Here is a 15,255-nt window from a genome sequence, read left to right on the forward strand (position 1 = left end):
GAAAACCCTCGGCTGGAAGACACCCGCCGAAGCCCTCGACGAACACCTACAATCGCTCCAACAACCCGGTGTTGCGACCACCGGTTGAATCCGCCCCGTCAACCGCGCCGACCGAGGGCCGGTCAGCCGAGCGGCGCGGGCAGTGGGGCGGCGTGCAGCACGGCGAGGCGGGAGACGGCCCGGGTGAGCACCACGTAGAGCCGGTGCAGGCCGCGCGGCTCGGCCGCCACGATCGCCGCCGGCTCGACGACGATGACGTGGTCGTACTCCAGGCCCTTGACCAGCGTCGCGGGCACCACCGTGACGCGCGCCGCGGCGGCCGGGTCGTCGACGGTCGCGGTCTCGACCCCGGCGGCGGCGAGGGCGGCCCGCAGCCCGTCGACGGCGTCGTCGGCGGCGATCACCGCGACCGAGCCGTCGAACGCCAGCGCCGCGCGCACCTCGGCCACCGTCGCGGCGGTCAGGTCGGCGACGGTACGCACGTCGAGCGCGCCGTCGCGGCGCAGCGACTCCGCCGGCGGCACGTCGACGGCGAGCGCCGGCAGCAGCCGGTTGGCGAACGCGACCACGGCGGCGGGCACCCGGAAGCCGACCGTCAGCGGGACCACCACCGCGTCCGGCTTGCCCAGGTGGCGCAGGGACTCCCGCCAGTCGGCGGCGGCCCACGGTGCGGTGCCCTGGGCCAGGTCGCCGAGGAGCGTGATCGACCCGTGCTCGCTGCGTCGGGCGATCACCCGGCACTGCATGGGCGACAGGTCCTGCGCCTCGTCGACCACCACGTGGCCGAAGCCGGCCGGCCGCTCGACCAGCCCGGCCGCCTCGTCGATCAGCACCGCGTCCGCCGCCGTCCACTTCGTGGCCTTCGGGGTGCGCCCGAGCTTCGTCCCGGCTGCCGCGGCGCGACGCGCCGGACGCGGGGCATCCGCCGCGCCGCCTGCCGCCACCAGGTCGGGTGTCCCGCGCAGCAGCGCCTGCTCGTCGGCGGTCAGCAACCCGTCAGCGCTGGCGGCCAGCAGCTCGGCGTCGGTGAGCAGCCGGTGGACCAGCCCTTCCGGGGTGAGCGCCGGCCAGACCGCGTCGAGGAAGGCGGCGACCGGCGCGCACCTGCCCATCCGGCGCAGCCAGGCGTCGCTCGGCGACTCGGCCCGCCGCGACTCGGCCTGCCGCTGGAGCAGAGCCACCACCCGGGCCCGGACGCGTTCCCGCCCGGTGGCGTACGGCAACCGCTCCCGGCGGGTCTCCTCGACCAGCCGGTGCAGCGGGTCCAGCCCGATCCGCCAGCGGTAGGAGCCGTCCGAGACCGTGATCGGCTCGGTCGGCTCGCCGATGTGCGCGTCGATCGCCCGGCGCAGCACCTCGGCCATCCGCACGTCGTGCTTGACGGACGCCGCCGCCGGGTCGTCGACCGCCCGCACCGGCACGCGGGCGACCAGGTCCTCCACCGTGGCCTGCTCGACCTCGACCTCGCCGAGCGCCGGCAGCACCGCCGCGATGTACGACAGGAAGGCCCGGTTCGGCCCGACGATCAGCACACCCGCGCGGCGCAGCCGCTCCCGGTGCAGGTAGAGCAGGTACGCGGCCCGGTGCAGGCCGACCGCCGTCTTTCCGGTGCCCGGCGCGCCCTGTACGCAGATCGAGTCGGCCAGGTCGGCCCGGACCAGCTCGTCCTGCTCCGGCTGGATGGTGGCGACGATGTCCCGCATCGGCCCGACGCGGGGCCGCTCGATCTCGGCGGTCAGGATCCGGCTGGCCGTGCCGAGTTCCTCGCCCCGGTCGAGGCGCTCGTCCTCGAAGCTGGTGAGCGTCCCGCTGCTGAACCCGAAGCGGCGTCGTACCGCCACGCCCTGCGGGTCGCGGGCGCTGGCCCGGTAGAACGACCGGGAGACGGGTGCCCGCCAGTCCAGCACCAGCGGCTCGCCCCGCTCGTCGGTGACGTGCCGCCGCCCCACGTGGTAGCGCCGGCCGGCGTGGTCGGGGTGCCCGGGACCCACCCCGTCGTCGCCGCCACCGGGCGTGCCGTCGGCGGGTGTGCCGGCGGTGGACGGGTTGGCGGTCCAGCCGTCGGCGGCCGAGCCGGCGGCTGCGGCGCCGGTGGGCGGGCCGAAGTCGAGGCGGCCGAAGAAGAGGGGCGTGGTCGGGTCGTCGGCGAGTTCGGCGACCCGGCGGGCCAGGGTGCGCCCGAGCGTCTCGGCGGCGTAGGCGTCGCCGGCCACCTGGTCGCCGGTGGCGAAGAGGGCCTCGGCGCGTTCCCGCATCCGGGCCAGGGCGGCCCGGGAGGTGGCGAGGTGCTCGCGCTCGGCGGCGAGGTCGGTGTCGAGGTCGAGGTCGACTGCGGTCACGCTGAATCCCATCGAGGTCATCTGCTGATCGCTCGCGTGTCCGGCGGGCGGATGGCCGCCCCCGGCGCGGGACGTCCGATGCGGTGCTCACCTCACCCTGGCCGTCAAGCGGCCTGCCAGCTTACGCGCACACCGGCTCCCGCTCCACCGAATTCACCGCCTCCGGGCCCGGCGCCCATGCGCAGGCGTGCGGACCGGTCGTCGCCGCCGGCTCCGGCGCACCGTCCTGCCGTTGCCGGTGGTGGTCGACGACCGGCGGCCGGGATCATGGGGGGATGACCGAGCCGCCTGCCGAGCGACCCCGGGTGACCATCAGCGATCCGCAGGTGATGCGGGCGCTGGCCCACCCGGCCCGACTCGCGATCACGGAACACCTCAGCTCGATCGAGGCCGGTGCGACCGCCACGGAGTGCGCGGAGATCGTCGGCCTGTCGCCGAGCGCCACCAGCTACCACCTTCGGGAGCTGGCGAAGGCGGGCCTGGTGGAGGAGGCGCCGAACCGCGGCGACGCGCGGGAGCGTGTCTGGCGGGCGGTCAGCCCGAGCTGGACCGTCGACGCCGGGCGCGGGACGGCGCCGGAGGCCCGGGCGGCCGAGCGTGCGCTGGTGGAGGCGTGGCTGGCCCGCGACCTGGAGCGCAGCCGCGACTGGTTGCGGCGCGCGCCCGACGAGCCGGCCGAGTGGTACGAGGCGAGCCGGCTCGCCGACTCGCAGCTGCTGCTCACCGCAGCGGAGCTGAGCGAGCTGAACGAGGCGGTGGACCGCCTGTTCGAGCCGTACCGCAAACGGTCGCGGGTGGACCCGCCGGCCGGGGCGCGCACCGTCTCGGTGCACTACAAGGCGTTGCCGGTCGACTGAAAGGGGATTGCATCCGGCAGATGTGAAGGATTATTTTCGAAGTATGTCCTTCACATCTGGTCCGTCGCGCTGGCCGGACGTCTGGCTCGCCACCACCGCCCGGGGCGTGGCCACCTGCGGTGACTTCCTCGCCGCCAGCACGCTCACGTTGGCGTTGCAGTCGGCCGGCGCGGGCGGGCTCGCCGTGTCCGGCCTGCTGCTCGCCGCGAGCCTGCCGCTGGTGGCGTTCGCGCCGCTGACCGGTCGCCTCGCGGACCGGGTGGACAGCCGAATCCTGCTGGTGACCGCGGGGCTGGCCCAGGCCGGCATCTGCCTCACGCTCGCGTACGCCGGGCACCCGGTTCTGGTCATCGCGCTGGTGGCGCTGCTCGCCACCGGCCTCGCCGTCACCCAGCCGGTGCTCTCGGCGCTGGTACCGGCGATGGTGCGGGCCGAGGACCTGCCCCGGGCCAGCGCGCTCAACCAGTCGGCCGGCACCCTGGGCTCGCTCGCCGGCCCGGCGCTGGCCGGGCTGCTGGTGGGCGAGTTCGGCATGCGCCTGCCGCTGCTCGTGGGCGCCGGCAGCTATCTGGCGCTGGTGGCGGCCGGGCTGCTGATCCGTACCCGCAGAGGAAGCCGTGGGCCGGCGGCGGCCGGCGGCGCGGCGGTGCCCCCGGCCTGGCGGCTGCGACACGACCCGCTGCTGGTGGCGATGGTCGCCAGCGTCGCCGGGGTGTTCGGCGCCGTCGGGGCGATCAACGTGATCGAGGTGTTCTTCATCCGGGAGACGCTGGGCAGCTCGACCACGATGTACGGGCTGGTGACCGGCGCCTGGACGCTCGGCGTCCTGGCCGGCGCGTGGCTCTTCGCGCGGGTGGTCCGGCGGCTCGACCGCGACGCCGGGCTGGTCCGGGCCAGCCTGGCGCTGCTCGGCGCGTGCTGCGCGATGGTGCTGGCCTCGGGGGCCGTGCCGACGGCCCTGCTGCTGGTGCCGATCTGGCTGACCGGCGGCATCTTCAACGGCGGCAGCAACGTCTTCAACAACGTGCTGCTGGCCCGCCGGGTGCCGGAGGCGGCGCGGGGTCGCGCCTTCGCCTCCTTCGGCGCGGCGGTCCAGGGCGCCGCGATGGTCGGCTTCCTGGCCGGCGGTCTCCTGCTGGAGGCGGCCGATCCCCGGCCGCTGGTCGCCGGGTGCGGGCTGGCCGGGCTGCTGGCGGTGGCCGCCGTATCGGTCCCCCTCCGCCGCGCGGCCCGCGCGGCCCCCGCGCCGACGACCGCCGGTCCGCCGGACCCGGGTGCCGCGTCGGGCGCACCGGTCTGCGGCGCACCGACGTCCGACGCGGGTGCGGGGTTGGCCACTCCGGCGCCGACCCGCTGAGCCCCGGCCGAATGGCGGGGATACGGTCGGGGCATGGCTGAGCACGCCGCGCGCCCCCGGGTCGGACACATCCAGTTCCTGAACTGCCTGCCGATCTACTGGGGGCTGATGCGCTCCGGCGCCCTGATCGACGTCGACCTGCACAAGGACTCACCGGACCGGCTGAGCGCCGCGCTGGTCGCCGGTGACCTGGACATCGGCCCCATCTCGCACGTGGAGTACCTGCGCCACGCCGACGAACTGCTGCTCCTGCCCGACCTGGCGGTCGGCAGCGACGGTCCGGTGCTGTCGGTCAACATCGTCTCCACCCGCCCGCTGGCCGAACTCGACCACGGGAAGGTGGCGCTGGGCTCGACCTCGCGGACCGGGGTCCTCCTGGCCCAGCTCCTGCTCGGCGAGCGGTACGGGGTGAACCCCGAGTACTTCCGCTGCCCGCCGGACCTGACCCAGATGCTGCTGGAGGCCGACGCCGGGGTGCTGATCGGCGACGTGGCGCTGCGCGCGCTCTACGAGGCGCCGAAGCGCGGGCTGGAGGTCACCGACCTCGGGCAGGCGTGGCGGGAGTGGACCGGCCTGCCGATGGTCTTCGCCGTGTGGGCCGTACGCCGGGACTTCGCCGCCGCCCATCCGGGTCTGGTCAAGGAGGTGCACGACGCGTTCCTGCGCTCCCGGGACCTCTGCCTCGCGGAGCTGGACCAGGTCGCCGAGGCCGGCGCGCGCTGGGAGCCGTTCGACGCGGAGACCCTGGCGACGTACTTCCGGGCGCTGGACTTCTCGCTCGGCGACCGCCAGGTGGCCGGCCTGCGCGAGTTCGCGCGCCGCGCCGCCGCCCTCGGCGCCGCGCCGTCACTCCCCGACACGGGCCCCGACTTCTTCACGGGCTGACCCCGCCCGCCCGCGACCGCCTCGATCGGCGGCGAGGTCAGACGGGGTCGCGGAGGAGGGCTTCCGTGATCTTCTGGCAGTTCTTCATGCCGTACTCGTAGCCCTTGCCGATCGGGTAGCGGACCATCACGCCCATCGTCCAGGTGTCGCCGATGGCCAGGCAGTTGATGTGCATCTCCTGCTCCCTGGTCCGGTCGATCCAACCGTTCTTGATGGCGATGGTCTTGCGCTCCGCGGCCGGGAACGCCTTGCGGATGCCGAAGTCGCCCGCCCCCCGGACCAGCCGCATCTCCTTGATCAGCCAGGTCGTCCACTTCGGCCCGGCGGCCCGGCCGTCGGCGATGCAGGCCCCCATCCGGGCGGTGTCGCGGGGGGAGAGCGCCGTGCGGCTCCATCCGCCGTCGGGGGCGACCTTGCTGTCGGTCAGCTCGCACAGCGAGATCAGCCGCTTGATCGAGGCGGACCGGCCGACGGTGTTGTAGAACTGCTCGGCCCGGGTGTTGTCGCTGTCCCGGATGATCTTCGTGGCGTCGGCGAGCTTGGCGTCGCTCGGCGTCTGGCCGGCATCGGCGGCGCGGCGCAGGTAGTCGGCCACGATCCAGGCCTTGATCAGCGAGGCGGTGGTGCTGGTCTCGTCCATGTTGTCCGAACCGATGATCTCGCCGGTCCGGCGGTCGAGGACGCTCCAGGAGTACCAGCCCTCGATGTCCAGGTCGAGGTCCCTCGCCTCGAACGGCAGCGGCTCCGGCGTCGCGCTGGGCGACGGCGACGGCGACGGGGACTGCCGCGAGCTGCGGTCGCCCGGCGTGCTCGCGCCGCGGTCGGCCGGCACGGCGGGGTCGCCCCACCGGGCGGCGGCGGTGGACTCGAACGGCGAGCCCGGCAGCAGCCGCAGGGACACGAGCACCAGGCCGACCAGGACCACCGCGACGGCGATCAGCTTGACGGGGGAGGCGTCGCCGTGCCGGTCGTTCCGGCGCTGCCCGGCCATCAGAGCTTCCCGACCGGCTGCTGCGGCACCTTGAGGGCCGCGCCCGGCTGCGGGGTCACCAGCTGGCTGGCGACCGAGGCGCAGGTCTGCGCGCCGTAGTCCAGCCCGCTCTTCTGCGGGTAGCGCAGCATCACCGCCAGGCTCCACCGGTCGGTGACCGCGAGGCAGTTGACGTGCCAGTTGCCGTCGTAGTTCAGCGGGGTCCAGCCGTTCTTGATGCTGACCGGGCCCTGGCTGAGGATCGACTGGGGGAGCCCGTCGATGATGCCCCAACGGCCGCCGCCCGAACGGGCCTTCTGGTCCTTGGCGGCGGTGGTGCCCTTGACCTTGCTCATCTCGTCCAGCAGGTATTCGGTCCACTTCGGGCCGGCGGCCGTGCCGTCGCCGATGCAGTCGCCGAGCCGGACGGCGTCGCGGGGGGACATCCGGGTGAAGCTCCACCAGCCCACGTAGCCCGGCACGTTGCCCGGCTTGGTGTCGGTCAGCTCGCAGGTGCTGGTCATCCGTTTGATCGTCGCGGCGCGGCCCACCGCGTTGTAGAGGGCGTTCGCGGCGTCGTCGTCGCTGTTCCGGATGGCGGCGGAGATCTGCTTCTTCCGCTCGGCCGGCACGGGCTTGTCGCCGAGCTGGCGGAGGTAGTCGGCCGCGAACCAGGCCTTGATCATCGACTCGGTGGAGCTGGTCGAGGCCATGTTCTTGGCGCCGGAGATCTCGCCGGTCTCCCGGTCCATCAGGGCCCACGAGAAGAACTCGCCCTTGAAGTTCACCGACACCGGGCCGGCGGCCAGGGTCGGCGGCGGGGGCGGGGTGGGCGCCGGTGCCGCCACGCTGCCGCCGCCGCTTCCGCCGCTCGCGGCGTCGTCGCCGGCGAGTCGGGCGTACGCGGCGGGCACGAGCAGGCCGCCACCGAGGAGGACCGCCACGACGGCGAGCACCAGGGTCACGCGGGATCGCATGAGTGGGTGAGCTCCAGATGTCAGGGCCGGGGGGACCGGCTTGTTGTCCGGACGGATCGGCGGCTCGCCGAGGCCGGGGGCGGCCTCCGTGTTCCTGGGGGCGATCGTCGACAGCCGATCGGTGTGACCGGGGGAAGTCTACGTGCGGATCGGCGGCACGCCAGAACATGACACCTGGCAACTTGCCATGAAGTCGGGATATCGGCCCGCTATGCGGCCATTGGGGGAATTCGTCTTCGCCCCGTGACCCAAGTCATAGTTTGGCCGCCCGCTGGAGAGTCGCCGCCCCGTCCCGAACCGTCCTCGGAAACCTGTTACACCCCTCTGGTGCGGCGAGTTGCAAGCTGTAACACTGACCTCATGTATGGCAACGACTTCTCCGCCGAGGACGCACCCGGCGGTGGCCTGCTCGGCGAGGTCGAGGCGGCGGAGGCGGCGCTGCGGGAGGCCGCCGAGCGGGGGCGGCGCACAGGTGCCCCCGGCCCCGACGAGGACCTCGCGGCGTACTTCGCCGAGGTCATCGACGCCGACCAGAAGATCGAGCCGCGCGACTGGATGCCCGAGGCGTACCGCAGGACGCTGATCCGGCAGATCGCCCAGCACGCGCACTCCGAGATCATCGGCATGCAGCCGGAGGGGAACTGGATCAGCCGAGCCCCCTCGCTCAAGCGCAAGGCGATCCTGCTGGCCAAGGTCCAGGACGAGGCCGGCCACGGCCTCTACCTCTACGCCGCCGCGGAGACCCTCGGGATCAGCCGGGACGAGCTGGTCGAGCTGCTCCTCAGCGGCCGGCAGAAGTACAGCTCGATCTTCAACTACCCGACGCTCACCTGGGCGGACGTCGGCGCGATCGGCTGGCTGGTGGACGGCGCCGCGATCGTCAACCAGGTGCCGCTCTGCCGCTGCTCCTACGGGCCGTACGCCCGCGCGATGATCCGGGTCTGCAAGGAGGAGTCGTTCCACCAGCGGCAGGGCTACGAGATCCTGCACACACTGTCACACGGCACCGAAGCGCAGAAGGCGATGGCGCAGGACGCCGTCGATCGCTGGTGGTACCCGTCGCTGGCGATGTTCGGCCCGCCGGACACCGACTCCACCCACTCGGCGCAGTCCATGGCCTGGAAGATCAAGCGGTTCTCCAACGACGAGCTGCGCCAGCGCTTCGTGGACATGTGCGTGCAGCAGGCCGAGATCCTCGGCCTGACCATCCCCGACCCGGACCTGCGCTGGAACGAGTCCCGGCAGTCGTACGACTTCACCCAGCCGGACTACGACGAGCTGATGCGGGTGATCAAGGGGGACGGGCCGTGCAACCGGCAGCGGGCGGAGCACCGTCGCCGCGCCCACACCGACGGAGCCTGGGTGCGTGAGGCCGCCGCGGCGTACGCCGCCAAGCGGGCGGAGAAGAAGGAGAAGGTGGCGGCGTGAGCGAGCGAACCGGACAGCCCGGCGCGAAGGATCCTTCGCCGTTGTGGGAGGTCTTCGTGCGGGCGCGGCGCGGGTTGTCGCACACCCACGTCGGCAGCCTGCACGCCCCCGACGCCGAGCTGGCCCTGCGTAACGCGCGGGACCTCTACACCCGCCGCCAGGAGGGCGTCTCCATCTGGGTGGTGCCGGCGGGCGCGATCACCGCGTCCAGCCCCGACGAGAAGGACGCCTTCTTCGACCCGGCGGCCGACAAGGTCTACCGTCACCCCACCTTCTACGAGGTGCCGGACGGGGTGGCCCACCTGTGAGCGAGCGCAGCGAGCGAACCATTCGGCTCAGCACCGGGGCGCGTCGCGCTGCCGCCGAGCGGAGCGAGGTGGCGGCGTGACCGGCCCCTTCGACTTCACCCTCGCCCTCGGCGACGACGCGCTGATCGCGGCGCAGCGACTGGCCGAGTGGACCACCCGCGCGCCGGAGATGGAGGAGGACATCGCGCTGGCGAACATCGCCCTCGACCAGCTCGGCGCGGCCCGGCTCCTGCTGTCGTACGCGGGGGAACTGGAGGGCGCCGGCCGGGACGAGGACGCGCTGGCGTTCCTCCGCGACGACCGGGAGTTCCGCAACTGCCTGCTCGTGGAGCTGCCCAACGGCGACTTCGCGGTCACCATGGCGAAGCTGCTCTTCCTCTCGGCGTACCAGCTCCCGCTCTACACCGCGCTGGCCGGCTGCGCCGACGAGCGGCTGGCCGCGATCGGGGCCAAGGCCCGCAAGGAGTCGGCCTACCACCTCGACCACGCCTCGCTGTGGGTGAGGCGGCTGGGTGACGGCACCGAGGAGTCGCACCGGCGCATGCAGGCGGCCGTCGAGCAGGTCTGGCCGTACGCGCACGAGCTGTTCGCGGCGGACCCGGCGGCGCCGATCGACCCGGCCACCCTGTGGGCCGACTTCGACGCCACCGTCACCGCCGTGCTCGACGAGGCCACGCTGACCCGGCCGGAGGGCGGTTGGGCGCCGGCCGGCGGGCGGGACGGGGTGCACACCGAGCACCTGTCCTACCTGCTCGCCGAGATGCAGGTGCTGCACCGCGCCCACCCCGGGGCGGCATGGTGACGGACCCCAGGGCAGCCGTGGCGGCGGTGGTGGACCCGGAGATCCGGGTCGTCACCATCGCCGACCTCGGCATCCTGCGGGCGGTCGACGAGGACCCGGCCACCGGCCGGGTCGTCGTGACCATCACCCCCACCTACACCGGCTGCCCGGCGATGGACGTGATCCGCGCCGACATCCGCCGGGCGCTGGCCGCCGCCGGCCACCCCGACGCCGACGTGCGCACCGTCTACAGCCCGGCCTGGAGCACCGACTGGATCTCCGACGCCGGCCGGGCCAAGCTCGCCGCCGCCGGCATCGCCCCGCCGGCGCCGGTGCGCGCCGACAACGTGGTGCCCCTGACCCTCGCCGTCCGCTGCCCGCGCTGCGGCTCGCCCGAGACCGAGCAGGTGAGCCGCTTCGGCTCCACCGCGTGCAAGGCGCTCTGGCGCTGCCGTTCCTGCCGTGAACCCTTCGACCACCTGAAGGCGCTGTGACTGTCACCATCACCCGCCCGGTCCGTCGCCGGCCGGTCTTCCACCCGCTTCCCGTCGCCGCCGTCGACCGGCTCACCGACGACGCGGTGGCGATCACCTTCGCGGTGCCGCCGGAGCTGCGGGAGACCTTCGCGTTCTCCGCCGGCCAGCACCTGACCGTCCGGCGGAGCACCGACGCGGGGGAGGACGTGCGGCGGTCGTACTCCATCTGCTCCACCCCGGAGGAGCTGGCGCGGCACGGCCGGCTGCGGATCGGCGTGCGGGAGATCCCGGGCGGCGCTTTCTCGGCGTTCGCCTGCGGCGCCCTGCGGGGCGGCGACACGGTCGAGGTGCTCCCGCCGCTCGGGAACTTCACCACGGCCTTCGCGCCGGACCGGGCCCGCCACTACGGCGCGGTGGTCGCCGGCTCGGGGATCACCCCGGTGCTCGCGCTGGTCGCGACGGCGCTCGCCGTCGAGCCGGCCAGCACCTTCACCCTGGTGTACGGCAACCGCACGGCCAACACGGTGATGTTCGCCGAGGAACTCGCCGACCTGAAGGACCGCTATCCGACCCGCCTGCACCTGGTGCACGTGCTCTCCCGCGAGCAGGGCGAGTCCCCGCTGCTCTCCGGCCGGATCGACGCCGACCGGCTGAGCCGGCTGCTGGCCACCATCGTTCCCGGCGACGCCATCGAGGAGTGGTTCCTCTGCGGCCCGTACGGCATGGTGGTGGACGCCCGGGAGGTGCTCACCGGGCGCGGGGTGCCGGAGTCGGCGGTCCACACGGAGCTGTTCCACGTCGACGAGGCCCCGGCCCCGCCGCGACGCCCGGCCGACGAGCCAGGGGCCGGCGCCGAGGTGACCATCGTGCTGGACGGCCGCTCGTCGAGTTTCACGATGGGCCGCGACGAGCGGGTGCTGGACGCGGCGCTGAAGGTCCGCGGCGAGCTGCCGTACGCCTGCAAGGGCGGGGTCTGCTCGACCTGCAAGGCCAAGGTCGTCGACGGCGCGGTCACGATGGCCCGCAACTACGCCCTGGAGCCGGACGAGGTGGCCGCCGGCTACGTCCTCACGTGCCAGTCCAGCCCGACCACCGACAGGCTCACGGTCGACTACGACGCCTGAAGCCAAACTGCGTGTCGGCCCGCTCGTGATGGCGGACCGGTCATACAGCTGGCCGGGACCCGTGGAGGCGACCGTCACCCGTTCTCACCGAGGCAGAGCAGGAGCTTCCGCGACTCCCGCTCCTCGGTGTAGCTCGCGACCGTGCCGGGGAACCGCGCGCACTCCGCGTCGTCGGTGGTGTCCTCGACCTTGCCGATGATGACGTAGGTGGCAGCGGGGTCGCCGCAGTCGACGACGCTGACATCCGGATCGGTGCTTGTGCCTTCGGCACGGACACATGCGCCGACGTCGGCGAAGGCCGGGTCACGGGAAATGGCCCAACCGATGCCGAGGGCCATCAGTACGGGAACGACGAGACCGAACGCCGCGGCCCGCTTGAACACGGGCTTGCCCGGAACCGCGGGTATGCCCGGAGCACCTGGTATCGGCTCGCCAAGGCGGCTGAGTCGGACCCGGGTGACGAGATTTCCGAGCAGGACCGCCGGGGCGATGAAGACGGACAGGAAACTCCACCAGCCCTGCCAGATGGTCTTCGCGCTCATCTCCCGGCAGGCAGCGATGCCGCACGACTTGCAGTACGGGCCATGCTGGGTGAGGACGCGCATGAAGATGAGGAAGCCCTGGTGGCCGTGCAGCGTCGCCTTGATCGCGGGGACCGACCCGCAGAAGCGGCAGGCGAGGGCAGCGCCGGGCCAGGCCGGCTGCTGTGCCGCGTGCGGGACGTGTGGTGCGTGGGGAAACGGTGCGGTCACGACTCTTCCTCCACCAGGAACGTGAGAACCGCACGATAGGCGAAGTTCCGCACCCTCGTTGTCCCGCTCGTCGCTGGACATGTGGGGCAGGCATCACTGACGGTGGAGGCTTGTGCCGGCGCCGGAGACCCCACGTACTCTCGGGCTGTGACGAAGAGCCGGGAGATCGACGACATCCTCCAGCGCGGCGCGGACGGCGGGCGGATCACGCCCGAGGAGGCCCTGCTGCTCTACACCGAGGCGCCCTTCCACGCCCTGGGCGAGGCGGCCGACGCCGTACGCCGACGGCGCTATCCGGACAACATCGTCACGTACCTGATCGACCGCAACATCAACTACACCAACGTCTGCGTGACGGCGTGCAAGTTCTGCGCGTTCTTCCGGGCCCCCAAGCACAAGGAGGGCTGGACCCACCCGACCGAGGAGATCCTGCGCCGCTGCGGCGAGGCGGTCGAGCTGGGCGCGACCCAGGTCATGCTCCAGGGCGGGCACCACCCGGACTACGGCGTGGAGTACTACGAGGAGTTGTTCTCCTCGGTCAAGAAGGCGTACCCGCAGCTCGCCATCCACTCCATCGGCCCGAGCGAGATCCTGCACATGGCCAAGGTCTCCGGCGTCAGCCTGGACGAGGCCATCGCGCGGATCAAGGCGGCCGGGCTGGACTCGATCGCCGGCGCCGGTGCGGAGATGCTGCCCGCGCGTCCCCGCACGGCGATCGCGCCGCTGAAGGAGTCGGGCGAGCGCTGGCTGGAGGTCATGGAGCTGGCGCACCGGCAGGGCGTCGAGTCGACCGCCACGATGATGATGGGCACCGGCGAGACCGCCGCCGAGCGGATCGAGCACCTGCGGATGATCCGCGACGTGCAGGACCGCACCCGGGGCTTCCGGGCGTTCATCCCGTGGACGTACCAGCCGGAGAACAACCACCTCAAGGGCCGCACCCAGGCCACCACGCTGGAATACCTGCGGCTGGTCGCGGTGGCCCGGCTCTTCTTCGAGACGGTGCCGCACCTGCAGGCGTCCTGGCTGACCACCGGCAAGGACGTCGGGCAGCTCGCCCTGCACATGGGCGTGGACGACCTCGGCTCGATCATGCTGGAGGAGAACGTCATCTCCTCCGCCGGCGCGCGGCACCGCTCCAACCTGCACGAGCTGATCGGCATGATCCGCTCGGCGGACCGGATCCCCGCCCAGCGGGACACCCTCTACAACCGCTTGGCGGTGCACCGGACCCCGGCCGACGACCCGACCGACGAGCGGGTCGTGTCGCACTTCTCCTCGATCGCGCTGCCGGGCGGCGGCGCCGGGAAGGCCCTTCCGCTGGTCGACGCCCACTGAGCTACCACCGCACCACCCGACACCCCACCGTCGACGGACGGTGGGGTGTCTGCCGTTCGTCGACCGCTCGGTGAACACGGAGTTGACCGAGCGTGACCGGCGGCGGTGTCGCCGGCCGGCCGATCGGGTGAGTGGTTGTCAGCCTTTGATCTCGACTCGGTTGCCGTCTTAGCCGGCGGGCCGGCGGCCGGGGGGCAGCAAGACATATCAATCCGGGCAATCCTTAAGCGATTCTTAGCCGCACTGGTCAACCCGGCCGACGGCGAGGGGTGGCGAGGGTGACCGCGGACCGCTAACGTCCCCGGCCGTACCTTTCCTGCACCCCAACGGGGGGAAACTCTCCATGATCTTCCGTAACCGTGCGCTGGCCGTCGCCGGCGCCGGCGCCGCCGGGATCCTGGCCGCGGGCCTCTTCGCTGCCCCGGCCCTGGCCGACACCTCGGCCGACCTGGCCATCGAGGCCACCGGCACCACCATCGCGGTCGGCGCGCCCGGCAAGATTTCGACCGTCTCCCTGCTCAACAAGAGCAAGGTGGACGCGACCGCCGTCCTGGTCGGCCTCGACATCAGCAAGCTGGACACCACCAAGGTCGACATCGACGAGAGCGGTTGCAGCCCGCGCGAGGACGGCCTGATCCTGTGCGGGATCGAGGGCGGCGTCCTGCCCGCCGGCCGCGACATCGACTGGGGCTTCCCGCTGACCCGCAAGGGCGACGCGACGGGTGACGCCGGCCAGATCAGCGCCATCATCCTGCACGAGGGCACCGACCCCGACGAGTCCAACAACGAGGTGACCGTCAAGGTCAAGGTCGAGGGCACCGGCCCGGACCTGACCGTGGTGGCGGGCGACGTGACCAAGGCCGTCACGGTCGAGGGCGACAAGATCAAGGTTGGCGGCGACCTGCGTGCCGGCGACACCGCCCAGCTCATCTACTCCGCCTTCAACCAGGGCGACGCCACCGCCGCCGGGCTGAAGATCAGCGTCAAGCTGCCCAAGGGCGTGACCTTCGCCGAGGCCGAGGACGGCTGCAAGTACGACTCCGACAAGACCGGGCTCGTCTGCACCTACAGCGACGCCGACCTGATCCCGGTGTCGCAGGACAAGGACGGCGACGAGCTGATCTCGGGCGGCCGGTTCTACCACCTGCTCTCGGTCGGCAAGGACGTCAAGGCCGGCAGCCTGACCGGCGGCCAGGTCACCGTCGAGGCGCTCGGCAGCCAGTCGAGCACCGTCCGCGCCGCGGGCAAGAGCGCGCTCCCGGCCAACGCCGAGGCCGTGGCGGCCACCGAGGTGGACGCCACCGACAACACCGACGCGTACGCTGTCGTCGTGACCGCCAAGGGCGGCGCGGGCGGCGGCGGCGAGGAGCCGGGCCTGCCGCTGACCGGTCCGCAGACCGGCCTGATCGGCGGAATCGGCGGCGCGGTGCTGGTCGCGGGCGCGGCGATGTTCGTGGTCGCGCGGCGGCGTCGGGTCGTCCTGGTGACCCCGGGCGACGAGAAGCCGACGGCCTGACGGTCGTCCTCCATCGACCCGCGAGGGTCGTTCACATAACGCACGGCAGTGGGGGCGGGATGGGTGACCATCCCGCCCCCACTGTCCGTTCCGTGCGCCGGCCGCCACCGACCGGGCATTCCTGGAGGGACGCTCGGCTTTCGGGCG

The 15,255-nt window shown here is 72.9% G+C and carries 14 protein-coding genes; 10 read left to right on the forward strand and 4 right to left on the reverse strand.

The features are described from left to right. Nucleotides 1-122: 122 nt before the first annotated feature. Nucleotides 123-2,339, reverse strand: coding sequence for an AAA family ATPase (locus tag AB0G14_RS26915; protein ID WP_357701978.1), 2,217 nt, complete (start codon nt 2,337-2,339; stop codon nt 123-125). A gap of 275 nt (nt 2,340-2,614) precedes the next feature. Between AB0G14_RS26915 and AB0G14_RS26920 the strand changes: the two genes are divergently transcribed. The 3 genes from AB0G14_RS26920 to AB0G14_RS26930 are packed head-to-tail and all read left to right on the forward strand — an operon-like array spanning nt 2,615 to nt 5,438. Further along, a complete protein-coding gene (locus tag AB0G14_RS26920) occupies nt 2,615-3,196 on the forward strand; it encodes a metalloregulator ArsR/SmtB family transcription factor (RefSeq protein WP_357701980.1) in 582 nt (193 codons plus the stop codon). A 43-nt stretch (nt 3,197-3,239) separates the two neighbouring features. Continuing rightward, complete coding sequence (locus AB0G14_RS26925) at nt 3,240-4,553, forward strand: MFS transporter (protein ID WP_357701983.1); 1,314 nt, start codon at nt 3,240-3,242, stop codon at nt 4,551-4,553. A gap of 33 nt (nt 4,554-4,586) precedes the next feature. Next, nucleotides 4,587-5,438, forward strand: a complete 852-nt coding sequence (locus tag AB0G14_RS26930; protein WP_357701985.1) for a menaquinone biosynthesis protein — start codon at nt 4,587-4,589, stop codon at nt 5,436-5,438. A gap of 37 nt (nt 5,439-5,475) precedes the next feature. On the opposite strand, the gene AB0G14_RS26935 is transcribed toward AB0G14_RS26930, so the two are convergent. Further along, complete coding sequence (locus tag AB0G14_RS26935; protein ID WP_357701987.1) at nt 5,476-6,429, reverse strand: hypothetical protein; 954 nt, start codon at nt 6,427-6,429, stop codon at nt 5,476-5,478. Beyond that, on the reverse strand, nt 6,429-7,385 hold the full coding sequence (locus AB0G14_RS26940; protein WP_357701989.1) for a hypothetical protein: 957 nt from the start codon (nt 7,383-7,385) through the stop codon (nt 6,429-6,431). The genes AB0G14_RS26935 and AB0G14_RS26940 overlap by 1 nt, the downstream gene beginning before the upstream one ends. Nucleotides 7,386-7,745: 360 nt before the next feature. Here AB0G14_RS26940 and paaA point away from each other — a divergent pair, with 360 nt between their 5' ends. The 5 genes from paaA (at nt 7,746) to paaE (ending at nt 11,502) form a co-directional block, all read left to right on the forward strand. Continuing rightward, nucleotides 7,746-8,813: a 1,2-phenylacetyl-CoA epoxidase subunit PaaA gene (gene paaA, locus AB0G14_RS26945; RefSeq protein WP_357701992.1), complete on the forward strand. Its 1,068-nt coding sequence runs from the start codon at nt 7,746-7,748 to the stop codon at nt 8,811-8,813. Continuing rightward, nucleotides 8,810-9,121: a 1,2-phenylacetyl-CoA epoxidase subunit PaaB gene (gene paaB, locus AB0G14_RS26950; protein ID WP_357701994.1), complete on the forward strand. Its 312-nt coding sequence runs from the start codon at nt 8,810-8,812 to the stop codon at nt 9,119-9,121. The genes paaA and paaB overlap by 4 nt, the downstream gene beginning before the upstream one ends. A 76-nt stretch (nt 9,122-9,197) precedes the next feature. Beyond that, entirely contained in the window at nt 9,198-9,923 is a 726-nt protein-coding gene (paaC, locus tag AB0G14_RS26955; protein WP_357701997.1) for a 1,2-phenylacetyl-CoA epoxidase subunit PaaC, read from the forward strand. Continuing rightward, on the forward strand, nt 9,920-10,396 hold the full coding sequence (gene paaD / locus AB0G14_RS26960; protein ID WP_357701999.1) for a 1,2-phenylacetyl-CoA epoxidase subunit PaaD: 477 nt from the start codon (nt 9,920-9,922) through the stop codon (nt 10,394-10,396). The genes paaC and paaD overlap by 4 nt, the downstream gene beginning before the upstream one ends. Beyond that, a complete protein-coding gene (gene paaE / locus AB0G14_RS26965) occupies nt 10,393-11,502 on the forward strand; it encodes a 1,2-phenylacetyl-CoA epoxidase subunit PaaE (RefSeq protein WP_357702002.1) in 1,110 nt (369 codons plus the stop codon). Before paaD ends, paaE begins: the two co-directional genes overlap by 4 nt. A 74-nt stretch (nt 11,503-11,576) precedes the next feature. Here paaE and AB0G14_RS26970 read toward each other — a convergent pair whose 3' ends face one another. Further along, entirely contained in the window at nt 11,577-12,254 is a 678-nt protein-coding gene (locus tag AB0G14_RS26970; RefSeq protein ID WP_357702004.1) for a hypothetical protein, read from the reverse strand. 147 nt (nt 12,255-12,401) lie between these two features. Here AB0G14_RS26970 and mqnC point away from each other — a divergent pair, with 147 nt between their 5' ends. Both mqnC and AB0G14_RS26980 read left to right on the forward strand, forming a co-directional pair. Next, nucleotides 12,402-13,592 carry a cyclic dehypoxanthinyl futalosine synthase gene (gene mqnC, locus AB0G14_RS26975; RefSeq protein WP_357702006.1) on the forward strand — a complete coding sequence of 397 codons (1,191 nt, stop codon included), beginning with the start codon at nt 12,402-12,404 and terminating at the stop codon, nt 13,590-13,592. A gap of 343 nt (nt 13,593-13,935) precedes the next feature. Continuing rightward, nucleotides 13,936-15,108 carry an LPXTG cell wall anchor domain-containing protein gene (locus AB0G14_RS26980; protein WP_357702008.1) on the forward strand — a complete coding sequence of 391 codons (1,173 nt, stop codon included), beginning with the start codon at nt 13,936-13,938 and terminating at the stop codon, nt 15,106-15,108. The last annotated feature ends 147 nt before the right edge of the window (nt 15,109-15,255 follow it).

Origin of the sequence: Micromonospora sp. NPDC023814 (assembly GCF_040639595.1) — a bacterium.
GTDB lineage: Bacteria > Actinomycetota > Actinomycetes > Mycobacteriales > Micromonosporaceae > Micromonospora.

Excerpts from the sequence above, each read along its gene's own strand:
- AB0G14_RS26920 (WP_357701980.1), top strand. The coding sequence starts at position 2,615 with ATGACCGAGCCGCCTGCCGAGCGACCCCGGGTGACCATCAGCGATCCG.
- AB0G14_RS26925 (WP_357701983.1), top strand. The coding sequence starts at position 3,240 with ATGTCCTTCACATCTGGTCCGTCGCGCTGGCCGGACGTCTGGCTCGCC.
- AB0G14_RS26930 (WP_357701985.1), top strand. The coding sequence starts at position 4,587 with ATGGCTGAGCACGCCGCGCGCCCCCGGGTCGGACACATCCAGTTCCTG.
- AB0G14_RS26935 (WP_357701987.1), bottom strand. The coding sequence starts at position 6,429 with ATGGCCGGGCAGCGCCGGAACGACCGGCACGGCGACGCCTCCCCCGTC.
- AB0G14_RS26940 (WP_357701989.1), bottom strand. The coding sequence starts at position 7,385 with ATGCGATCCCGCGTGACCCTGGTGCTCGCCGTCGTGGCGGTCCTCCTC.
- paaA (WP_357701992.1), top strand. The coding sequence starts at position 7,746 with ATGTATGGCAACGACTTCTCCGCCGAGGACGCACCCGGCGGTGGCCTG.
- AB0G14_RS26980 (WP_357702008.1), top strand. The coding sequence starts at position 13,936 with ATGATCTTCCGTAACCGTGCGCTGGCCGTCGCCGGCGCCGGCGCCGCC.